Here is a 24,076-nt window from a genome sequence, read left to right on the forward strand (position 1 = left end):
AGGCAGGATTTAGGGAAAGTCACAATAATCTGCATCGACCCGTGGCGCAGGCGAGTGCCCAATCATTTCGACCTGCAGTGTCACCATGACCGGGAGACGCGTGCATGATTAATGTGACCCAGCCCAGTATCGGGGCAGAGGAACTCGCCGCGATCACTGCAGTTTTTGACAGCAAGTGGCTCGGCAGCGGCCCCCGTACGGAGGAGTTCGAGGGCCTGTTCGCCCGGCACCTGGGGGTGCCGGCCGAGAACGTGCTGTTCCTCAACTCGGCGACGTCCGCGCTCTTCCTCGCCGTCGAGCTGCTCGGCATCGGGCCGGGCGACGACGTGGTCATGCCGTCGAACGGCTTCGTCGCCAACGCCAGCGCCGTGGTGGCCGCCGGTGGCCGCCCGGTGTTCTGCGACATCGACGAGCACCATCTCAATCCGTCGGTGGCGGACGTCCTCGCGGCGCTCACCCCGCGCACCCGGGCGGTCATGGTGCTGCATTACGGCGGTTACCCGGGCGACGTGGACAAGATCGCCGCGCTGTGCGCCGAACGGGGCATCGCGCTGATCGAGGACGCGGCGGTCTCCATCGCCTCCAGCGTGCGCGGCCAGATGTGCGGCACCTTCGGTGACCTCGGCATCTGGAGCCTCGACTCGCGCAAGGTGATCACCACCGGCGACGGCGGGGTGCTGTACGCGCGGGACCCGGCGGTGGCCCAGCGGGCGCGCCGGCTGTCGTACCACGGGTTGGACGACCGAAGTTCGTTCACCACCGCCACGAAGTCGCAGCACGTGTGGTGGAGCTTCCAGATCGAGGACATCGGCCGCCGCCTGGTCGGCAACGACATCACCGCGGCGATCGGCACGGTGCAGCTGGGCAAGCTCGCCGGGTTCGTCGAGCGCCGCCGGGCGATCGGCCAGCGGTACGACAAGGCGCTGGGTGGTTTCTCCGGCATCCGGCTCCCTCCCCCGCTGCCCGAGGGCCACCGCTCCACCCACTACTTCTACTGCGTGCGGTTCGACTCGCAGGCCATCCGGGACGGCGTGAGCGAGGACCTGCTGGCGAACGGCATCTACACGTCCTACCGCTATTACCCCCTGCACCGCGTCCGGCGCTACGGCGCCACGGACACCGTGCTGCCCGTGACCGACGCGGTGTCGGACACGTCGCTGCTGCTGCCCGCGCACCAGTCGCTGCTCGACGACGAGGTCGACATGATCGCGCAGCAGGTGCTGGCGGCGGTCGAGGCGCGGCTCTGACCGCGTACGGCGCAGCCCGCAACAACCCGGAATCCCCATCAGCAGGACATCCCGCAACCGGGCCACCTCGGACGGTCGTCACTGCCTACAGGCCGAAAAGGAAAGGCGTGCCACATGGTGGACGAAAGTAAAGTGAGCAGACTCGACTCACTGACCGGCGCCCGGTTCATCGCCGCTGCCTCGGTGTTCATCTTTCATGCCGCGAGCATTCGGATCTTCCAGCCCACCGGCCCGGACAGCGACTTCTTCCTGACCATTTCGGCGACGTCCGGCACGATGGCGGTCTCGTTCTTCTTCGTGCTCAGCGGATTCATCCTGACCTGGTCGGCGCGCAAGTACGACACGGCTCGGGAATTCTACCGACGGCGCTTCTTCAAGATCTTCCCGAATCACATCGTGACGTTCCTGCTGTCGTTGGTGGTCTACGCCACCCTGGCCGGCGCGCTCCTGCCGGCGCTGCTCAACATCACGCTGCTGCACGCCTGGGTCCCCAAGATGCCGTACTTCATCAGCTTCAACCACGTGACCTGGTCGCTGTCGTGCGAGCTGCTGTTCTACGCGGCCTTCCCCCTGCTGTACAAGCTGGCCCAGCGCATCCCGGTCCGGCGGCTCTGGTGGGCGGCGGGCGGGGTCCTGGCGGCGATCTTCGTCGTGCCGCTGTTCGCGAAGCTGCTGCCCACCGAGCCGCGGATGATGCTGCTGCTGACCGACAACCAGAGCTTCTCCGAGCCGATCCTGCAGTACTGGTTCGTCTACATCTTCCCGCCGGTCCGGCTGCTCGACTTCGTCCTGGGCATCCTGATGGCGCGGATCGTGCTCGCCGGGCGGTGGATCAACCTCCGGCCGCTGCCGGCGCTGGCCGTGGTGGTGGCGTGCTACGTCCTGGCGAGCTTCGTGCCGTTCCTCTACTCCCTGAACGCCGTCACCATCGTCGGGGTGGCGCTGATCATCCCCGCCGTGGCGAGCGCCGAGACCGCGGGCCGGCCGACGTTCCTGGCCAGCCGGCCGATGATCTGGCTGGGCGAGATCTCGTTCGCGTTCTACATGGTGCACATGATGGTGATCCTCTACGGACGCCAGCAGGTGGGGTACCGGCACTTCCTGAACACGACGCAGGGGATCGGCTGGATCCTGCTGATGTTCGCGATCACGCTGGTCGGCGGATGGCTGCTGTACGTCGCCGTGGAGCGGCCGATGATGCGGCGCTTCGCGCGGGCCAGACGGAAGCGTCCGGCCGTGGAGACCACCGTCTCCTGAGACACCCGTACCAGACCGAACCCGTCCTCAGGTTGCAGAGGTGCGCTCGTGAAGGGAATCGTTCTGGCCGGAGGGTCGGGCACACGCCTGCACCCCCTGACCGTGGCCTTCTCCAAGCAATTGCTCCCGCTCTACGACAAGCCCATGATCTACTATCCGCTCTCGACGCTCATGCTGGGCGGCGTACGGGAATTCCTGATCATCTCCACGCCGGCGGACCTGCCGCTGTTCCGCAAGCTGCTCGGCACCGGCGCGGAGCTGGGTCTGCGGATCAGCTACGCCGAGCAGCAGCGGCCCGCCGGCATCGCCGAGGCCTTCCGGATCGGCGCCGACTTCGTCGGCTCGGACCCCGTGTCGCTCATCCTGGGCGACAACATCTTCCACAGCCCCCAGTTGCCGGGCATGCTCGCCCGTGGCATGGCGGACGCCGACGGCTGCACGCTGTTCGGCCACACCGTCGCCGACCCGCGCCCCTACGGAGTGGTGGAGAAGGACGCCGAGGGACGCCTGGTCGGCATCGAGGAGAAGCCAGCTCACCCCCGCAGCTCCGAGATCGTGACCGGCCTGTACGTCTACTCCCCCGACGTGGTCGAGCTGGCGCACCAGATCCGCCCGTCGGCACGCGGCGAACTCGAGATCACCGACGTCAACCGCCACTACCTCGCGCAGGGCCGGGCCCGGCTGCACTCGCTCGGGCCGGACAGCACGTGGCTGGACGCCGGCACCTACGACGGGCTGCTCGACGCCGCCGCGTTCGTGCGGTCCGAGCAGCGCCGGGGCATCCGGATCGCCTGCCCCGAGGAGATCTCGTTCCGCATGGGCTACATCGACGCGGACGCCCTGTACCGGCTCGGCAGCAGACGGCAGAACTCCGGCTACGGCCGGTACCTCATGGACATCTCCCGTGGGGCGGTCGAGGCGGGTGTGGGTGCATGACGACGGGCAAGCGCGTGGTCGTCACCGGGGGCGCGGGGTTCATCGGCTCGCACTACGTCCGGCAGCTGATCGGCGGCGCCTATCCGGCGTTCGCCGACGCCAGCGTCGTCGTCCTGGACAAGCTGACCTACGCCGGCAACCTCGACAACCTCGCCGCCGTCTCCGGTGACGAGCGCTTCGAGCTGGTGGTCGGCGACATCTGCGACGCGCAGCTGCTCGCCGGGCTGCTCCCGGGCGCAGACGTCGTCGTCCACTTCGCCGCCGAGTCGCACGTGGACCGCTCCATCGTCGGTGCCGCCGACTTCATGCACACCAACGTCCAGGGCACGTACACCGTGTTGCAGGCCTGCCTGGACGCCGGCGTCGGACGGGTGGTGCAGGTGTCCACCGACGAGGTGTACGGCTCGATCGCGACCGGCTCGTGGCCGGAGAGCCATCCGCTCGAACCGAACTCGCCGTACTCCGCCTCGAAGGCGTGCGGTGACCTGATCGCGCGGTCGTACTTCCGGACCTACGGCCTGCCGGTGTGCCTGACCCGCTGTTCGAACAACTACGGGCCGCACCAGTACCCCGAGAAGATCATTCCGCTCTTCATCACCAATCTCCTCGACGGCCGGCCGGTGCCGCTGTACGGCGACGGCCTGAACGTGCGCGACTGGCTGCACGTCGACGACCACTGCCGGGCCATCCAGCTGGTGGTGGAGGGCGGCAGGCCGGGCGAGGTCTACAACGTCGGCGGCGGCACCGAGCTCAGCAACCACGACCTCACCGCGCGGTTGCTGGCGGAGCTCGGGGCGGACTGGTCGTCGGTGCGGCCCGTACCGGACCGGCCGGGACACGACCGGCGCTACTCGGTCGACTGGCGAAAGATCAAGAACGAGCTCGGCTACGAACCCCGCATCGGCCTGGAGACCGGCCTCACCGAGACGGTCCGGTGGTACGTCGAGAACCGGGACTGGTGGGAACCACTCCGCAAGACCGGCGCGGCCGTGTGATTCCGCTTCCCAGACCGCCGAGATCACGCAGACGACCGGCGGCGCGAACAGTACGGAGCAGCCCATGTCCTTAAGGCCAGCACGCCAGGAGCCGATCGCGGGACTCTACGAGCCGGTCACCCCGGCGGGTCACGCCGTGCTCGACCGGCTCCGCGGTTACCTGCCGCTGATCCGGTCCACCGCCGCCGAGCACGACCGCGCCGGCACCTTCCCCACCGGCACCTTCGACACCTTCCGCAAGGAGGGCATGCTGGGCGCCACGGTCCCCACCGAGCTGGGCGGCATGGGCCTGGACCGGCTCTACGACGTGGCGGTCGCGATCCTGGCGGTCGCGCAGGCCGACGCGTCGACGGCCCTCGCCCTGCACATGCAGTTCAGCCGAGGTCTCACCCTGGGCTACGAGTGGCGCCACGGCGGTCCCGCCGCGCGGGCCCTGGCCGAACGCCTGCTCCGGGCGATGGTCGCCGGTGACGCCGTGGTCTGCTCCGGCATCAAGGACCACCACTCGGCGGTCACGACGCTGTCGCCCGACGGGTCGGGCGGATGGCTGCTGTCCGGCCGCAAGACGCTGGTCAGCGCCGGGCCGGTCGGCACGCACTTCGTCATCAACGCGCAGACCGACGGCACCGGCGAGCCGCCCCGGCTGGCGTCGCCGGTCGTCACCCGCGACAACCCCGGGCTCTCGGTGTTGGACAACTGGGACGGCCTCGGGATGCGGGCCTCGGGGACCGTCGACATCGTCTTCGACAACTGCCCCATCCCGGCCTCGGACGTCCTGATGCGCGACCCGGTGGGTGCCCGCAACGACGCGGCGCTCGCGGGGCAGACGGTCAGCTCCATCGCCATGCTGGCGATCTACGTCGGCGTCGCGCAGGCCGCCTACGACCTGACCGTGGCGGCGCTCGCCCGCCGGCCCGAGCCGCCGCAGGCCGCGGCGCAGACCCTCGTGGCGGACGCCGGGTCCCGCCTGTACGCGCTGCGCGCCACCGCCAGCACCGCGCTGACCACCATCGACGTGCTCAACACCGACACGTCGATGGACCCCGGCGAGCGCGGCCGGCAGATGATGCGACCGTTCCAGCACGCCAAGATGATGGTCAACCAGCTCGCCCCCTCGATCGTCAGCGACTGCCTGACGCTCGTCGGCGGCGCGGCGTTCACCGCCGGGCACCCGCTCGCCCGCTGCTACCGCGACGTGCGGGCCGGCGGGTTCATGCAGCCGTACACCTATGTCGACGCGGTGGACTTCCTCAGCTCGCAGGCGTTCGGGATAGATCGGGACAACAACTACATGAGCCACTGGGCGATCCGCGCCCGCAGTCAGGGCAGCGCCACGGCCGAATCCCCCTCCAAGCTTCTGTCACGGTGAGGAACATGACGACGCGCGTATGGGACTACCTGCCGGAGTACCGGCAGGAAAGGGCGGACCTGCTCCGGGCCGTCGAGACGGTCTTCGGGTCCGGCCAGCTGATTCTCGGCAACAGCGTGCACGGCTTCGAGTCGGAGTTCGCCGCATACCTCGGTGCGGCGCACTGCGTCGGCGTCGACAACGGCACCAACGCCGTCACGCTGGGGCTGGAGGCCCTGGGGATCGGCCCGGGCGACGAGGTGATCACCGTGTCCAACACGGCGGCGCCCACCGTCCTCGCCATCGACAACGCGGGTGCCGTCCCGGTCTTCGTCGACGTGCGCGAGGACGACTTCCTGATGGACACCGACCTGGTCGCCGCCGCGATAACCCCGCGGACCAAGGCGCTGCTGCCCGTCCACCTGTACGGCCAGTGCGTCGACATGGCCCCGCTGCAGCGGCTGGCGGCCGAGCACGGCCTGCTCGTGCTGGAGGACTGCGCGCAGGCGCACGGCGCCCGCCACCACGGCCGGCTCGCGGGCACGATGGGCGACGCCGCCGCCTTCTCCTTCTATCCCACGAAGGTGCTGGGCGCCTACGGCGACGGCGGCGCGGTCGTCACCGACGACCCGCACGTCGACAAGCGGCTGCGCCAGCTGCGGTACTACGGCATGGACCAGGTGTACTACGTCGTCGAGACCCCGGGGCACAACTGCCGGCTCGACGAGGTGCAGGCCGAGATCCTGCGCACCAAGCTGCCCCGGCTCGACTCCTACATCGCCCGCCGGCAGGCGGTGGCACGCCGGTACCAGGAGGAACTCGGCGACCTCGCCGACTCACACGGGCTGATCCTGCCGTCGGTCGCCGACGGCAACGAGCACGTCTACTACGTGTACGTCGTGCGCCATCCCCGCCGTGACGAGATCATCGAACGGCTCAAGCAGTACGGCATCCTGCTGAACATCAGCTATCCGTGGCCGGTGCACACGATGCGGGGCTTCGCCAAGCTCCGGTACGCCGAGGGCTCGCTGCCGGTCACCGAGCGGCTGGCCAAGGAGATCTTCTCGCTGCCCATGTACCCGTCACTGTCCCAGGACCTGCAGGACAAGGTGATCAGTGCGCTGCGCGAGGTTCTGACTGATCTGTGACCCACCTGAAGGAGCTCGATGATGTCCAACCTGGCCGACGTCTCCCCGCCGACCGCCTGCCGCGTCTGCGGGGGCGGTGTGCAGGAGTTTCTCGACCTGGGCCGGCAGCCGCTGTCCGACCGGTTCCGCAAGCCCGACGAGCTGGACGACGAGTTCACCTACCGGCTCGCCGTCGGGCGGTGCGACTCGTGCGAGATGGTGCAGCTGACCGAGGAGGTCCCCCGCGACCTCATGTTCCACGAGGTGTACCCGTACCACTCGTCGGGCTCCTCCGTCATGCGCGAGCACTTCGCCATGCTCGCCCGCGACTTCCTCGCCACGGAGCTGACCGGGCCCGACCCGTTCATCGTGGAGATCGGCTGCAACGACGGGATCATGCTGCGGACGATCCAGGAGGCGGGCGTACGGCACCTGGGGTTCGAGCCGTCGAGCGGCGTGGCCGCGAAGGCGCAGGAGAAGGGGGTGCGGGTCCGGACCGACTTCTTCGAGAAGTCCACGGCCGACGACGTCCGCCGGACCGAGGGGCCCGCGAACGTCATCTACGCCGCGAACACGCTGTGCCACATCCCGTACGTCCAGTCGGTCCTCGAGGGCGTGGACGCGCTGCTGGCGCCGGACGGCGTCTTCGTCTTCGAGGACCCCTACCTCGGTGACATCGTCGCCAAGACGTCCTTCGACCAGATCTACGACGAGCACTTCTTCCTCTTCTCGGCCACGTCGGTGCAGGGCATGGCGCAGCGGTGCGGCTTCGAACTGGTGGACGTGCAGCGGCTGCCCGTGCACGGCGGCGAGGTCCGCTACACCCTGGCCCGGCAGGGCAGCCGCACCCCGTCGGCGGCGGTGGCGCAGCTGCTGGCCGCCGAGCGGGAGCAGGGGCTCAGCGACATGGCGACGCTGCGGGCGTTCGCCGGGAACGTGCTCAGGATCCGGGACGAGCTGACCGCCCTGCTGACCCGCCTGCGCGCCGAGGGGCGCAGCGTGGTGGGGTACGGCGCCACCGCGAAGAGCGCCACGGTGACGAACTTCTGCGGGATCGGCCCCGACCTGGTGCACTCCGTGTACGACACGACACCGGACAAGCAGGGCCGGCTCACCCCCGGCGCGCACATCCCGGTGCGGCCGGCCTCGGCCTTCAGCGACCCGTACCCGGACTACGCCGTCCTGTTCGCCTGGAACCACGCCGAGGAGATCATGGCCAAGGAGCAGGAGTTCCACCAGGCCGGCGGGCGGTGGATCCTGTACGTGCCGGAGGTGCACATCCGCTGACCCCGTGATCCGCGCATGACCGGGCCGGACGGGACGCGCCCCGTCCGGCCCGCTCGTGCGCGGTTGCACTCCGGTCGCCGACCGTCAGAACGACGCGCGCATTAGGCTCAATTAAGAGCCGGTGGCCATGATTTCTTCCGGGGCCGCAAGACCCCTTTCCCGGCCGCGCCCACGGTGCCCGCCGGGCCCGCGGCGTTTCGAGGAATCAGGGACGGAAATCATGTATCTCGACAAGCTCAGAGAGGTCTGCCACACGAATGTGCACCGGGAGAGCCGTCCGGGTGTGGGGCACCACCTCACCTTCACGGAGGAGCTCTACGACGTCGACGGCAACCTCGTCTCCACCTCCGAAGGCATGGCGGTGGTCTACGGCGACCCGGCGGACGGCAGCCTGATGCAGCTCATGACAGCCACCGAGAAACTGGCCGACGGCACCATCAGCTGGACCGGCACGGTGCGGCAGGAAGACCCCAACGGAACCGAATTCGTGGTCAACAGTTTCCCGGCGATCGGCGTCAGCGGGCGCTACGCCGGAAAGACCGGGACGCGCACCTTCAAATTCGTCGAGCGGCCCGACGAGCACACCACGATCTGTGAGGCCACCATTTACATGGAGGACTGAGAACGGTTGTGCCGGTGCCGCGGCGGTGTGTCGTCCCGCGCGGCCGGTTCCCGTTTCAGTCGACCGCCTTCAGCTGCGCGAGGAAAGCGACCAGGACCTGATGAACGATCACGCCACCGTCCCTGCGCGCCCGCTCCCGGAGCCGGACGACGCGATAGCCGTCGTCGGACTGTCCTGCCGGCTGCCTCAGGCACCGAACCCGGCCGCGTTCTGGCGGCTGCTGGCCGAGGGGCGCAGCGCCGTCACGGCCACGCCGCCGGACCGGTGGCCGGACGCCGGGGCAGACAACCCGGGCCTGCGGCACGGCGGCTTCCTGGACGACGTCGACCGGTTCGACCCGGCCTTCTTCGGCATCTCACCCCGCGAGGCCGCGGGGATGGACCCGCAGCAGCGGCTGATGCTCGAACTGGCGTGGGAGGCGCTCGAAGACGCGATGATCGTCCCCGCGAGCCTGGCCGGCGGCCCGGTGGGCGTCTTCGTCGGGGCCATCGGCGACGACTACGCGGCCCTGCTGCAGCGCAGCGGCCCGGACGCCGTCGACCAGCACACGCTGACCGGCACCCGGCGGGGCATCATCGCCAACCGGATCTCGTACACGCTGGGGTTGCGCGGCCCGAGCCTCACGGTCGACGCCGCGCAGGCGTCGGCCCTGGTGGCCGTGCACCTGGCGGCCGAGAGCATCCGGTCCGGCGAGTCCACCCTCGCCCTGGCCGGGGGCGTCAACCTGAACGTGGCGACGGCGTCGGCCGTGGAGACGGAGCGCTTCGGCGCGCTCTCCCCGGACGGCCGCTGCTACACCTTCGACTCCCGCGCGAACGGCTACGTGCGGGGCGAGGGCGGCGGATTCGTCGTCCTCAAGCGACTGTCGACCGCGCTGGCCGACGGCGACGAGATCTACTGCCTCGTCCGCGGCACCGCGGTGAACAACGACGGCGCCACGGCCGGGCTCACCGTGCCCAGCGTCGACGCCCAGCGCGAGGTGATGCTCCGGGCCCACGAGCGCACCGGCCTGACGCCCGGCGCGGTCCAGTACGTCGAACTGCACGGCACCGGGACGAGGGTCGGCGACCCCGTCGAGGCCGCCTCCGTCGGGGCGGCTCTCGGCGCGACCCGCGCCGGCTCGCCCCTGCTCGTCGGTTCCGCCAAGACCAACGTCGGCCACCTGGAGGGCGCCGCCGGCATCGTCGGTCTCCTCAAGGCCGCCCTCAGCGTCAAGCACCGGCTGCTCCCGGCGAGCCTGAACTTCGCGGAGCCGAACCCGGACATCGACACCGCCGCCCTCAACCTCGAGGTCAACACGACGCTGCGCCCCTGGCCGCGAGCCGACGAGCCGCTCGTCGCCGGGGTCAACTCGTTCGGCATGGGCGGCACGAACTGTCACGTGGTGGTCTCCGAGCCCCCGGCCGCCCCCGACCGCGCCGCCCCGGCGGTTCCGGCCGCTCCCCCGGTCGTGCCCTGGGTGGTGTCCGGCCGGGGCGGGGCGGCACTGCGCGCGCAGGCGGCGGCGCTGCTGGCCGGCGTCGAGGAGCAGCCGGACCTCGACCCGGTGGACGTCGGCTGGTCGCTGCTCACCACGAGATCCGCGTTCGCCGATCGCGCCGTCGTCCTCGCGAGCGACCGCGAGGGGCTGCTGCGCGGCCTGGCCAAGGTCGCCGAGGGCGAAGGCGGGCCCGGGGTGGTCACCGGCCGGGTCGCCGCGGCGCGGGGCAAGACGGTTTTCGTGTTTCCGGGTCACGGCACCCAATACCCCCGCATGGGCCTCGACCTCTACACCGCTTCACCCACCTTCGCCCACCACCTCCACGCCTGCGACACCGCACTCCAACCCCACACCGGCTGGTCCCTCCTCGACGTCCTCCACCAGACACCCCACGCACCCGACCTCGACCGCGTCGACGTCGTCCAACCCGCCATCTTCGCCATCACCGTCGCCCTCGCCCGCACCTGGCAACACCACGGCATCACACCCGACGCCGTCATCGGCCACTCCCAAGGCGAAATCGCCGCCGCCCACATCGCCGGCGCCCTCACCCTCAACGACGCCGCCAAAATCATCACCCACCGCGGCCTCACCGCCCACACCCTCACCGGCACCGGCGGCATGGCCGCCATCCCCCTACCCCCCGACACCGTCACCACCCACCTCCAACACCACCCCACCCTCACCATCGCCGCCCACAACAGCCCCCACAACACCGTCATCACCGGCGACCTCGAAACCCTCCACACACTCATCACCCACTACCACCAACAAGGCATCCAAGCCCGCCCCATCCCCATCGGATACGCCTCCCACAGCCCCCACATCGACCAACTCCGCAACCACCTCCTCACCACCCTCGCCGACATCACCCCCACCACCCCCACCATCCCCTTCCACTCCACCACCCACCCCCACACCACACCCACCCTCAACAACCACTACTGGTACGACAACCTCCGCCAACCCGTCCAACTCCACACCACCATCACCCACCTCCTCAACACCGGACACACCCACTACATCGAAACCAGCCCCCACCCCGTCCTCACCACACCCATCCAACACACCATCGACACCACCACCACCAAAGCCACCACCATCCCCACCCTCCACCGCAACCGGCCCGGCTGGTCGTCATTCCTCGCAAACCTCGCCGCCGTGCACGCCGACGGCGGGAGCGTCGACTGGGCGCCGATCTTCGCGGACCAGCAGCCGCGCCGGGTGCCGCTGCCGACCTACCGGTTCCAGCGGAGCCGCCACTGGCTGGCGTCCGGGACGCCGCAGCGGCAGATCCCCGGGCCCGAGGCCGCCGGCCCGCAGGCCGCAGAGCCCCCGGCGTCACCGGCCGCGGCGCGCGTGCCGGACTCCGCCTCGCCGGCCGCGCGCAGGCGCGCGGTCCTGGAGCGGGTACGCGCCGACGTCGCCGTCGTCCTCGGCCACTCCAGCGCGGCGGACCTCGACGTGAGCAGGCCGTTCAAGGATCTGGGCTTCGACTCCCCGCTCATGGTGGAGCTGCGCGACCGGGTGGTCGCCTCGACGGGGCTGACGCTCCCGGTGGCGGCGCTGTTCAGCCACCCGACCCCGGAGGCCCTCGCCGAGCACCTGTGCGACCGGCTCGCCGCGTCATCCGCATCGGCCGCGACGGCGGCGACGGACACCCGGGCCGACGACGACGCCATCGACGACCCGATCGCGATCGTCGGCATGGCCTGCCGCTTCCCCGGCGGGGTGCGGTCCCCGGAGCACCTGTGGCGGCTGGTGGAGACCGGCACGGACGCGATCTCTGACTTCCCGGACAACCGCGGGTGGGACCTCGACACGCTGTTCGACCCGGAGGCGGCCAGCGGCACGTCCTCGGTGCGCCGTGGTGGCTTCCTGCTCGACGCGGACCTGTTCGACCCGGCCTTCTTCGGCATCAGTCCCCGCGAGGCACAGGCGATGGATCCGCAGCAACGGGTGCTGCTGGAGGTGTCCTGGGAGGCGCTGGAGCGGGCGGGTCTCGACCCGCTGTCGCTGCGCAACAGCCGGACCGGCGTGTTCGTCGGCGCCATGTCCCAGGAGTACGGCCCGCGCCTGGCCGAGGGCGCCGGGGAGCTGGAGGGATTCCTGCTCACCGGCACGACGGCGAGTGTCGCGTCCGGCCGCATCGCGTACACGCTCGGCCTGCAGGGCCCCACGCTGACGGTGGACACCGCCTGCTCGTCGTCGTTGGTGGCGCTGCACCTCGCCGCGCGCGCCCTGCGCGCGGGCGACTGCGGGCTGGCGATCGCCGGCGGGGTGACGGTGATGTCCGCGCCCGGCATCTTCGTCGAGTTCAGCCGCCAGCAGGGGCTGTCGCCGACCGGCAGGTGCCGGGCGTTCGCCGACGCGGCGGACGGCACCGCCTGGTCGGAGGGCGCCGGCATGGTGGTGCTCGAACGGCTGTCGGACGCGCGCCGCAACGGCCACCGGGTGCTCGCGCTCGTCCGCGGCTCCGCCGTCAACTCCGACGGGACGAGCAACGGGCTGACCGCGCCCAACGGCGCCTCGCAGCAGCAGGTGATCCGCCAGGCGCTCGCCGACGCGGGCCTGCGGCCGGTCGACGTGGACGTCGTGGAGGCGCACGGCACCGGCACGAGGCTCGGCGACCCGATCGAGGCGCAGGCGATCCTCGACACCTACGGCCAGGGCCGACCCGACGACGCGCCGCTGTGGCTGGGCTCGCTCAAGTCGAACATCGGGCACGCCCAGGCCGCGGCCGGCGTCGGCGGCCTGATCAAGATGGTGCTGGCGCTGCGGCACGAGTCGCTGCCCCGCACGCTGCACGTGGACCGGCCCACCCGCCAGGTCGACTGGTCCGCCGGCACGGTGCGGCTGCTGACCGAGGAGCGGCCCTGGCCACGGGCCACCGTGCGGCGGGCGGCGGTGTCGTCGTTCGGCATCAGCGGCACCAACGCGCACCTGGTGCTCGAACAGGCCCCCGACCCTGCGGAGCCGGCCGGGACGGGCGACGACCAGCCGGTCGGCCTGCCCTGGCTGGTCTCCGGCCACGACGAGCAGGGGCTACGGGCCCAGGCCGACCGCCTCAGCCGGTTCCTGGACACCGTCCCCGACGACCTGATCGGCGACGTGGGCCGGGCGCTGGCCACCACCCGCCCCGCGTTCGCCCGCCGGGCCGTCGTCTCCGGCGTCGACCGTGCCGCCCTGCGCGCCGGCCTCGACGCGCTGGCGCAGGGCGAACCGGCCGCCCACGTCCAGGTGGGCACGGCGCGGGAGCGGGGGAAGATCGTGTTCGTCTTCCCCGGGCAGGGCTCGCAGTGGGCCGGGATGGCCGCCGAGCTGATGCGGACCTCGACGGTGTTCCGGGAGGAACTGCTCGCCTGCGCCGACGCGCTCCAGCCGTACCTGGACTGGTCCCTGCGCGACGTGCTGACCGGCCGCGAGGGCGCGCCCCGGCTGGACCGCTCCGACGTGGTGCAGTGCGCGACGTTCGCGGTGGTGGCCGCGCTCGCGGCGCTGTGGCGGTCGATGGGGGTGGAGCCGGACGCCGTCATGGGCCACTCCCAGGGCGAGATCGCCGCGGCGTACGTCGCCGGTGCGTTGACCCTGCCGGACGCCGCCCGGGTGGTGGCCCTGCGCGGCAGGGCGCTGCTGTCGGTGGCGCACACGGGCGGCCTGGTGTCGGTGGCCCGGTCCCGACCCGACGTGGACGAGCTGATCGGACGCTGGCCCGGCCGGCTGTCGGTCGCCGCGCTGAACAGCCCCGTCTCCACGATCGTCGCCGGGGATCTCGACGCCCTCGGCGAGCTGCTCGCGGAGTGCGCCGCGACCGGGGTGTGGGCGCGGCGGGTGCCGATCGACTACGCGTCGCACTCGGCGCACGTGGACCCGCTGCGCGACGAGCTGGCCGAGGTGCTCGCGCCGGTCACGCCGCACGAGCCGCGGATCCCGTTCCGCTCCACCGTGGAGGGCGTCCGGGGCGGGCCGTTGCGGACCGACGCCGAGTACTGGTACCACAACATGCGCAACCGGGTCGAGTTCGCGCCGACGATCCGGGAGCTGGTGGCCGAGGGGTTCGGGACGTTCATCGAGGTGAGCCCGCACCCGGTGCTGACCACCGCGGTGGAGCAGACCCTGGAGGCCGAGGGCGCCGGGCACGCCATCGTGGCGGAGTCGCTGCGCCGCGACGACGGCGGCTGGGCCCGCTTCGCGTCGTCCCTCGGCCGCGCCCACGTCCATGGGATGCCGGTGGACTGGTCCGCCGCCTTCGCCGGCCGGCCGGCGCGGCCCGTCGACCTGCCGACCTCGGCGTTCCGCCGGCAGCGGTACTGGATCGAGTCCGGGCGGCGCGGGGCGAACACGCTCGGGCACCCGTTCCTCGGCACCGTCACCGAGCTCGCCGTCGGCGACGGGCACGTGCTCTCCGGCACGCTGTCCCGGGCCGCCCACCCCTGGCTGGGTGACCACGCGATACAGGGCACCGTGCTGCTGCCCGGCACGGCGTTGCTGGAGCTGGCCGTGCGCGCCGGGCGCGAGCTGGGCTGCGCGTCCGCCGAGGAGCTCACCCTGGAGTCGCCGCTGCCCGTGCCCGAGGACGGCGAGGTCCAGCTGCAGATCGTCGTGGACGCCGCCGACGCGTCGGGGCGCCGGCCGCTGCGGCTGTTCAGCCGCGGCGACGAGACCGGCTGGACCCGCCACGCCAGCGGCTTCCTCTCGGCGGCGGCTCCGGACCAGGGGCCCGCGCCGGCCGCCGTGCAGTGGCCGCCGCGGCGGGCGACCGCACTCGACGTCGCGGCGCTGTACGACGCGCTCGACGAGCACGGCTACCAGTACGGTCCGTCGTTCCGGCAGGTCCAGGCGGCCTGGCGGGCCGGCGACGACCTCTTCGCCGAGGTGGCGGTCCCGGCGGAGCTGCTCGCCGAGGGCAGTCGCTTCGTCTTCCACCCCGCGCTGCTCGACGCCGCGCTGCACCCGCTCGTGGCGACCGGGCTGCTCGGCGAGGACGACGGGCGGATCCTGCTGCCGTTCGGCTGGACCGGTTTCACGGTCACCGGGCTCCCCGGCGATGCGGGCGTCGCCGAGCGGGTGCGGGTGCGGCTCGTCCCGGCCGGTTCCGGCGGCGTCGGCCTCACGGTCACCGACGACACCGGCACGCTGGTCCTCGCCACGGGCTCGCTGACGCTGCGGCCCGTGGCCACCGACCGGCTGCTGCCGGTGCGGCAGGTGCGGCACCTGTACCGGGTCGACTGGGAGCCCCTCCCGACGGGCGTCCCGGGAAGCGCCAGGTGGGCGGTGCTCGGTGACGCGGCCCTCGGCGTGGTCCGCGCCGGTGGCGTGACCGCCGCGGCGTACCCCGATCTGGCCGCCCTGTCCACGGCGGTGGCCGGCGGTGACCCGCGGCCGGACCTGGTTCTCGTGGACCCGGTGGCCGACGCCGTCGGCGAGGGCGACGACGGCGCCCCGGACGCCTCGGCGCACCTGTTCGCCGGGCGGGTCCTCGCCCTCGTGCAGGACTGGCTCGCCGACGAGCACCTCACGGGTGCGCGCCTGGTCGTCCTCACCCGGCGGGCGATGGCCGTGGGTGCCGCGGACGATCCGTCACCGGCATCCGCGACGGTGTGGGGACTGTTGCGGTCGGCGCAGACCGAGCATCCCGACCGGCTGGTCCTGCTAGACCTGGACGACGACGAGACGTCCGCGCGGTCGGTCGCCGCCGCGGCCACCAGCGGCGAACCGCAGCTGGCCGTACGCGCGGGCGAGGTGCGCCGGCCGCGGCTGGTCCCGGTCGCCGCGGAGGCCGCCCCGCCGGTCCCCGGGCTCGACGGCACGGTCCCGGGGCTCGACGGCACCGATTTCGCCGCCGGCGGCACGGTCCTCGTCACCGGCGGCACCGGCGGGCTCGGTGGCCTGGTCGCCCGGCACCTCGTCGGCGTCCACGGGGTGCGCCACCTCCTTCTGCTCAGCCGGCGCGGCGGCGCGTCCCCCGGCGCGGAGGCGCTGGAAGCGGAGCTGCGTGCCCTCGGGGCGGAGGTGACGTTCGCGGCCGCCGACGCGGCCGACCGGGCGTCGCTGGCGGGCGTCCTCGCGGCCGTACCGGCGGACCGGCCGCTCCGCGCGGTCGTGCACCTCGCCGGCGCCCTCGACGACGGCGCCGTGGTCTCCCTGACCCCCGAGCGGATCGGCACGGTGCTGAGGTCCAAGGCCGACAGCGCGTGGCACCTGCACGAGCTGACCCGCGACCTGCCGCTCGCCGCGTTCGTGCTGTTCTCGTCGGTGATCGCCACGGTGGGCGGGGCGGGGCAGGCGAACTACGCGGCGGCGAACGCCTTCCTGGACGCCCTGGCCGGGCACCGGCGCGCCGCCGGCCTGCCTGCCGTGTCCCTCGCCTGGGGGCTGTGGGGCGACGCGGACGGCATGGCGGGCGGGCTCTCCGAGGCCGACCGGGCGCGCCTGCGTCGCAGCGGCGTGGCGGCCATGACGAGCGGCGAGGCGCTCGCCCTGCTGGACGCCGCGCTGGCCACCGACCGGGCCGTCGTGGTCCCGGCCAAGCTCGACCTCGCCTCGGTGCGCGCGGAGCACGAGCACGCAGCGGTCCCGGCGCTGTTCCGCCGACTCCTGCCCCGGGCGGGCGCGTCCGGCACCCGTGCCGCCGCTCCCGCGTCGGCCGTGCTGGCCCGGCAGCTCGCCGGCCTGTCCCCGCAGGAGCGGGAGGAGACGCTGACCGCCCTGGTCCGGGTGAAGGCGGCGGAGGTGCTCGGGCACGACGGGGCGCACACGATCGAGCCGGACCGGGCCCTGCGGGAACAGGGCCTGGACTCCCTGACCACGGTGGAGCTGCGCAACCGGATGAGCGCCGCCGTCGGGATGCCGCTGCCGGCCACGGTGGTGTTCGAGCATCCGACGGTGACCGCGCTGGCCCGGTACCTCGCCGAACGGCTCACCGGGACGCAGCAGGTCGACGAGGTGAAGGCGCTCCGGGTCGACAGCGACGAGCCGGTGGCGATCGTGGGGATGGGCTGCCGCTACCCCGGCGGCATCCGCTCCCCCCACGACCTGTGGCAACTCGTCCTCAACGGCACCGACGCCATCGGCGAGTTCCCCACCGACCGCGGCTGGAACCTCGACACCCTCTACCACCCCGACCCCGACCACCCCGGCACCAGCTACACCCGCCACGGCGGCTTCCTCTACGACGCCGCCGACTTCGACCCCGACTTCTTCGGCATGAGCCCCCGCGAAGCCCTCGCCACCGACCCCCAACAACGCCTCCTCCTCGAAACCACCTGGGAAACCCTCGAACACGCCGGCATCGACCCCACCACCCTGCGCGGCACCCACACCGGCGTCTTCACCGGCGTCATGTACGACGACTACGGCAACCGCCTCATGCAGGCGTCGCCCGACGGGTACGAGGGTTTCCTGCTGTCCGGGAACCAGACGAGTGTGGCGTCCGGCCGGGTGGCCTACGCGCTGGACCTGGCCGGACCGGCGCTGACCGTGGACACGGCGTGCTCGTCGTCGCTGGTGGCGTTGCACCTGGCCGTCCAGGCCCTGCGCAACGGCGAGTGCGACCTGGCCCTGGCCGGTGGCGTCACCGTGATGGCCACCCCGGCGTCGTTCGTGGAGTTCAGCCGCCAGCGCGGCCTTGCCTCCGACGGGCGGTCGAAGTCGTTCGCGGCGAGCGCCGACGGTGTCGCGTGGAGCGAGGGCGTGGGACTGCTGCTTGTCGAACGGCTCTCCGACGCCCAACGCAACGGCCACCGCATCCTCGCCGTCGTCCGCGGCTCCGCCGTCAACTCCGACGGCGCCTCCAACGGCCTCACCGCACCCAGCGCCCCGGCGCAACGCCGGGTGATCCGGCAGGCGCTGGCCACCGCAGGTCTGTCCGCCGCCGACATCGACGCCGTCGAGGCGCACGGCACCGGCACGACGCTCGGCGACCCCATCGAGGCCGAGGCACTGCTGGCCACCTACGGCCAGGACCGCGACCAACCCCTCTGGCTCGGCAGCATCAAATCCAACATCGGCCACACCCAAGCCGCCGCCGGCGTCGCCGGCATCATCAAGATGATCCAGGCCATGCACCACGGGGTCCTGCCGAAGACCCTCCACGTCGATGCCCCCACCCCCCACGTCGACTGGACCACCGGGGACGTGGCGCTGCTCACCGAACCCCAACCCTGGCCCGACCAGGGGCGGCCCCGCCGCGCCGCCGTCTCCTCCTTCGGCATCAGCGGCACCAACGCCCACGTCATCCTCGAACAGGCACCACCCGCCACCGAGCCGGAACAGGGCAGGCCCGCCGACGGGTCCGGCCCGCTGACGTGGGCCCTGTCCGCGAAGACCCCCGCGGCGCTACGCCAGCACGCCCAGCGGCTGCTGCGTCACCTCGCCACCCACCCGGAGTTGAGCGCGTCGGACGTCGCGGCGGCGTTGACCACCCGCGCCGCCCTGCCGCACCGCGCCGCCGTGGTCGGCGACACCCGGGAGGAGCTCACCGAGGCCCTCACCGCCCTGTCCACCGGCGATTCCCACCGCCGCCTGGTCGAGGGGACCGAGATCACCGGGAAGACGGTTTTCGTGTTTCCGGGTCACGGCACCCAATACCCCCGCATGGGCCTCGACCTCTACACCGCTTCACCCACCTTCGCCCACCACCTCCACGCCTGCGACACCGCACTCCAACCCCACACCGGCTGGTCCCTCCTCGACGTCCTCCACCAGACACCCCACGCACCCGACCTCGACCGCGTCGACGTCGTCCAACCCGCCATCTTCGCCATCACCGTCGCCCTCGCCCGCACCTGGCAACACCACGGCATCACACCCGACGCCGTCATCGGCCACTCCCAAGGCGAAATCGCCGCCGCCCACATCGCCGGCGCCCTCACCCTCAACGACGCCGCCAAAATCATCACCCACCGCGGCCTCACCGCCCACACCCTCACCGGCACCGGCGGCATGGCCGCCATCCCCCTACCCCCCGACACCGTCACCACCCACCTCCAACACCACCCCACCCTCACCATCGCCGCCCACAACAGCCCCCACAACACCGTCATCACCGGCGACCTCGAAACCCTCCACACACTCATCACCCACTACCACCAACAAGGCATCCAAGCCCGCCCCATCCCCATCGGATACGCCTCCCACAGCCCCCACATCGACCAACTCCGCAACCACCTCCTCACCACCCTCGCCGACATCACCCCCACCACCCCCACCATCCCCTTCCACTCCACCACCCACCCCCACACCACACCCACCCTCAACAACCACTACTGGTACGACAACCTCCGCCAACCCGTCCAACTCCACACCACCATCACCCACCTCCTCAACACCGGACACACCCACTACATCGAAACCAGCCCCCACCCCGTCCTCACCACACCCATCCAACACACCATCGACACCACCACCACCAAAGCCACCACCATCCCCACCCTCCACCGCAACCAACCCGCCCCCACCCAACTCGCACACGCCCTCGCCCACGCCCACACCACCGGACTCACCCCCCACCAACCCACCCCCACCCCACACACCACCCCCCACCTCCCCACCTACCCCTTCCAACACCACCACTACTGGCTGCACCCGGCGACCGGCTCCTCGTCGGGCTCCGGCCAGAGCAGCACGGGCCATCCCCTGGTCGCCTCCGTCATCGAGCTGGCCGACGAGCGGGGACACGTCCTCACCGGTCAGGTCTCCACCAGCACGCATCCGTGGCTGGCCGACCACGCGGTCTTCGGCACCGTCCTGCTGCCCGGCGCCGCGATGCTGGACATGGTGTTCCGCGCCGGCGTCGAGGTCGGTTGCGAGCACGTCGAGGAACTGACGCTGCACGCCCCTCTTCCGATCGAGGAGGATGCCGCCGTCCAGTTGCAGGTCGTGGTCGACGATCCGGACGACAGCGGCCGGCGCACCTTCGCGGTGTACTCCCGGCCCACCGGCGCCGACGCCGAGACCCCCTGGACGCGACACGCGGACGGTGCGCTCGCCTCGGCCGCTCCCGCGCCCGCTGCCCTGGACCAGGCCATCGCCTGGCCTCCCGCCGGCGCGACCCCGATCGACCTCACGGACTCCTACGAGCAACTCAGCGCCAGGGGATACGACTACGGCCCGGCCTTCCGCGGGCTCCGGGCGGCGTGGCGATCGGGCGACGAGGTGTTCGCCGAGGTGAGCCTGCCCGAGTCGGAGCAGCCCGGCGCCCACCGGTTCTGCCTGCATCCCGCGCTGCTCGACGCCGCGCTGCACCCCGTCGCCCTGGGTCTCGTCGGTGAGCACGCCGCCGGCGCGCTGCCCTTCACCTGGAGCGGGGTGTCCCTGCACGCGGTCGAGGCGAGCAGCGTACGGGTCCGGCTGGCCCCCACCGGACCGAACGGCGTGACCGTGGCCATGACCGACGCCTCGGGCGCACCCGTCGCGACCGTCGACGCGCTGACTCTGCGCGCGGTCGACGTCACGCGCCTGCGGGGTGGCGTCTCACCGCTGCGGGTGGACTGGCCGGTCCTGGCGATGCCGAGCGCTCAGCCGGCGCATCCCTGGCGTAAGGGCGTCGTGGTGGGGGCGGACCCGTTGGGTCTGTGCGAACGCTTCGAGGGTCTCACCGCCACGGATGCGATTCCCGACGACGCATCGGTCGACATCATCTTCCTCCACTGTGGGTCGGACGGGGAGGACGGCGACTCGCTGGCGGCGGCTCATGCGGTGGCGGAACGCACCCTGCACCAACTCCAACAATGGCTCACCAACCCCCACCTCACCCACACCCACCTCGTCATCCTCACCCAACACGCCATCCCCACCACCCCCCACCAACCCATCAACCTCCCCACCACCACCACCTGGGGACTCATCCGCACCACCCAAACCGAAAACCCCGGCCGCATCACCCTCATCGACCACGACCACCACCCCACCACCAACCACACCATCACCACCGCCCTCACCACCGGCCACCCCCAACTCGCCATCCGCAACAACCACCTCCACACCCCCCAACTCACCCCCACCACCAGCCCTCACCCCACCACACCCACCACACCCCTGGACCCCAACGGCACCATCCTCATCACCGGCGGCACCGGCACCCTCGCCACCCACATCGCCCAACACCTCATCACCCACCACGGCATCAAACACCTCCTCCTCCTCACCCGCACCGGACCCCACACCCCCCACGCCCAACAACTCCACCAACACCTCACCAACCTCGGCGCCCACCCCACCATCACCACCTGCGACACCACCAACCCCCACCAACTCACCACCACCATCAACAACATCCCCCCCAACCACCCCCTCACCGCCATCATCCACACCGCCGGCGTACTAGACGACGCCACCACCACCAACCTCACCCCCCACCAACTCCACACCGTCCTCCAACCCAAAATCGACACCGCCTGGCACCTCCACCACCTCACCACCGACCACCCCCTCACCCACTTCATCCTCTTCTCCAGCGCCGCCGGCACCCTCGGCACACCCGGACAAGCCAACTACGCCGCCGCCAACACCTACCTCGACGCCCTCGCCCACCACCGCCACACCCAAGGCCAACCCGCCACCAGCCTCGCCTGGGGCCTCTGGGCCCACACCAGCAAAATGACCAACAAACTCACGGAGGTCGACCGGGAGCGGCTGCAGCGACAGGGCTTCCGGCCCATGGCCGCCGAACGCGCCCTGGAACTCTTCGACGCCGCGCTGGCGTCCACGGAGCCGGTGCTCGTGACGGCCGAATGGGACCTACCGGCGCTACACGCGAACGCCGCCGCCGGTGCTCTGCCGCCGATCCTGAGCGGGCTGGTGCGTACCAGACCACGGCGTACCCCGGCCGAGCCGGCATCCGGCAGCGCCACGCTGACCGAGAGACTGCGGACCCTGCCCGAGAAGGAGCAGGAGGACGCGCTCCGCGACGTCGTCAGCCGCCAGATCGCGACGGTGCTCGGGCTGCCGGCGGCGTCGGCTGTGGACCCGGACCGGACGTTCCACGAGCTCGGGTTCGACTCGCTCACCGGCCTCGAACTGCGCAACCGGCTGGGATCCGCCACCAGCCTGCGCCTGCCCGCCACCCTGGTCTTCGACCATCCGACCGCCGCAGCCCTCGCCCGGTACCTGAGGGGCGAGTTGCTGCCCGCGACGACGGAGGTGGCACCGTCCACCCCGGCCGCGCCGACCACCGTGGACGGGGATCCGGTCGTGATCGTCGGCATGGCGTGCCGCTATCCCGGTGACGTGCGGTCCCCGGAGGACCTCTGGCGCATGACGGTGGAGGGCATCGACGCCGTCTCGCCGTTCCCGGAGGATCGTGGGTGGGACGTGGAGCGGTTGTTCGATCCGGATCCGGACGCGCCGGGGAAGTCGTACGTGCGTGAGGGTGGTTTCCTGACGGACGCGGCGGAGTTCGACGCGGCGTTCTTCGGGATCAGCCCGCGTGAGGCGCTGGCGATGGATCCGCAGCAGCGGCTGCTGTTGGAGACGAGTTGGGAGACGTTCGAGAACGCCGGGATCGACCCGGAGTCGCTGCGCGGCAGCCGCACCGGCGTCTTCACCGGCGTCATGTACGACGACTACGGCTCCCGCTTCCTGCACCGTCAGCCGGCGGGCTTCGACGGGCAGCTCGTCACCGGGAGCGCGGGCAGCGTGGCGTCGGGCCGGGTCTCCTACACCTACGGCCTGGAGGGCCCCGCCGTCACCATCGACACCGCCTGCTCCTCGTCACTGGTCGCCCTGCACCTGGCCGTCCAGGCCCTACGCAACGGCGAATGCGACCTCGCGCTGGCCGGCGGCGTCACCGTGATGGCGACCCCGGCATCGTTCGTGGAGTTCAGCCGTCAGCGTGGTCTCGCGCCGGACGCCCGGGTGAAGTCGTTCGCCGCCGCCGCCGACGGGACGTCCTGGTCGGAGGGTGTGGGGCTGCTGCTGGTCGAGCGGCTCTCCGACGCGCAACGCCACGGCCACCGCATCCTCGCCGTCGTCCGCGGCAGCGCCGTCAACCAGGACGGGGCCTCCAACGGCCTCACCGCGCCCAACGGCCCGTCCCAGGAGCGGCTGATCCGCCGGGCGCTGGCCGAGGCCCGCCTCACCCCGGCGGACGTCGACGCCGTCGAAGCCCACGGCACCGGCACGAAACTCGGCGACCCCATCGAAGCCCAAGCACTGCTCGCCACCTACGGCCAGAACCGCGACCAACCCCTCTGGCTCGGCAGCATCAAATCCAACATCGGCCACACCCAAGCCGCCGCCGGAGCCGCCGGCATCATCAAAATGATCCAAGCCATCCGGCACGGCATCCTGCCGAAGACCCTCCACGTCGACACCCCCACACCCCACGTCGACTGGACCACCGGGTCCATAGCACTCCTCACCGAACCCCAGCCCTGGCCCGACCAAGGGCGGCCCCGCCGCGCCGCCATCTCCTCCTTCGGCATCAGCGGCACCAACGCCCACATCATCCTCGAACAAGCACCACCAGCCACCGAACCGGAACAGAGCACCCCCACCGACCAGCCCGTCACCTGGATGCTCTCCGCGAAGACCCCCACCGCCCTACGCACCCACGCCCAACAACTCCTCCACCACCTCACCACCCACCCCGAGTTGACCCCACCAGACGTCGCAGCCACCCTGACCACCCGCGCTCTCCTGTCTCACCGCGCCGCCATCGTCGGCACCACCCGCGAAGAACTCACCGAGGCCCTCACCGCCCTAGCCGGGAACACCCCCCACCACCGACTCATCCAAGGCACCCCCTCACCGGCAAAACCGTCTTCGTCTTCCCCGG

Annotated in this window: 8 protein-coding genes and 1 pseudogene; all 9 read left to right on the forward strand. The window is 71.6% G+C overall.

Features of this window, described 5'->3' with window-relative positions:
• Positions 1-104: 104 nt before the first annotated feature.
• Positions 105-1,247 (forward strand): DegT/DnrJ/EryC1/StrS aminotransferase family protein, encoded by a 1,143-nt coding sequence (locus tag LPU61_RS29150; protein WP_043967847.1) that lies wholly within the window; start codon positions 105-107, stop codon positions 1,245-1,247.
• A gap of 132 nt (positions 1,248-1,379) precedes the next feature.
• Entirely contained in the window at positions 1,380-2,504 is a 1,125-nt protein-coding gene (locus LPU61_RS29155; protein ID WP_229406747.1) for an acyltransferase, read from the forward strand.
• A gap of 48 nt (positions 2,505-2,552) precedes the next feature.
• Positions 2,553-3,440, forward strand: a complete 888-nt coding sequence (rfbA, locus tag LPU61_RS29160; RefSeq protein ID WP_229406748.1) for a glucose-1-phosphate thymidylyltransferase RfbA — start codon at positions 2,553-2,555, stop codon at positions 3,438-3,440.
• Complete coding sequence (rfbB, locus tag LPU61_RS29165) at positions 3,437-4,435, forward strand: dTDP-glucose 4,6-dehydratase (protein ID WP_043967844.1); 999 nt, start codon at positions 3,437-3,439, stop codon at positions 4,433-4,435. Before rfbA ends, rfbB begins: the two co-directional genes overlap by 4 nt.
• 64 nt (positions 4,436-4,499) lie before the next feature.
• Positions 4,500-5,804, forward strand: a complete 1,305-nt coding sequence (locus tag LPU61_RS29170) for an acyl-CoA dehydrogenase family protein (RefSeq protein ID WP_043967841.1) — start codon at positions 4,500-4,502, stop codon at positions 5,802-5,804.
• 5 nt (positions 5,805-5,809) lie between these two features.
• On the forward strand, positions 5,810-6,931 hold the full coding sequence (locus tag LPU61_RS29175) for a DegT/DnrJ/EryC1/StrS aminotransferase family protein (RefSeq protein ID WP_229406749.1): 1,122 nt from the start codon (positions 5,810-5,812) through the stop codon (positions 6,929-6,931).
• A 21-nt stretch (positions 6,932-6,952) separates the two neighbouring features.
• Entirely contained in the window at positions 6,953-8,197 is a 1,245-nt protein-coding gene (locus LPU61_RS29180; protein WP_229406793.1) for a class I SAM-dependent methyltransferase, read from the forward strand.
• A 220-nt stretch (positions 8,198-8,417) separates the two neighbouring features.
• Complete coding sequence (locus LPU61_RS29185; RefSeq protein WP_144082752.1) at positions 8,418-8,819, forward strand: hypothetical protein; 402 nt, start codon at positions 8,418-8,420, stop codon at positions 8,817-8,819.
• A gap of 100 nt (positions 8,820-8,919) precedes the next feature.
• Positions 8,920-23,952, forward strand: a pseudogene (locus tag LPU61_RS29190) (type I polyketide synthase); the annotation flags it as partial.
• Positions 23,953-24,076 lie beyond the last annotated feature (124 nt).

The organism is Micromonospora sp. NBRC 110038 (assembly GCF_020884815.1).
In the GTDB taxonomy this organism is placed as follows: Bacteria; Actinomycetota; Actinomycetes; order Mycobacteriales; family Micromonosporaceae; genus Micromonospora; species Micromonospora haikouensis.

Excerpts from the sequence above, each read along its gene's own strand:
- rfbB (WP_043967844.1), top strand. The coding sequence starts at position 3,437 with ATGACGACGGGCAAGCGCGTGGTCGTCACCGGGGGCGCGGGGTTCATC.
- LPU61_RS29185 (WP_144082752.1), top strand. The coding sequence starts at position 8,418 with ATGTATCTCGACAAGCTCAGAGAGGTCTGCCACACGAATGTGCACCGG.
- LPU61_RS29150 (WP_043967847.1), top strand. The coding sequence starts at position 105 with ATGATTAATGTGACCCAGCCCAGTATCGGGGCAGAGGAACTCGCCGCG.
- LPU61_RS29170 (WP_043967841.1), top strand. The coding sequence starts at position 4,500 with ATGTCCTTAAGGCCAGCACGCCAGGAGCCGATCGCGGGACTCTACGAG.
- LPU61_RS29180 (WP_229406793.1), top strand. The coding sequence starts at position 6,953 with ATGTCCAACCTGGCCGACGTCTCCCCGCCGACCGCCTGCCGCGTCTGC.
- LPU61_RS29175 (WP_229406749.1), top strand. The coding sequence starts at position 5,810 with ATGACGACGCGCGTATGGGACTACCTGCCGGAGTACCGGCAGGAAAGG.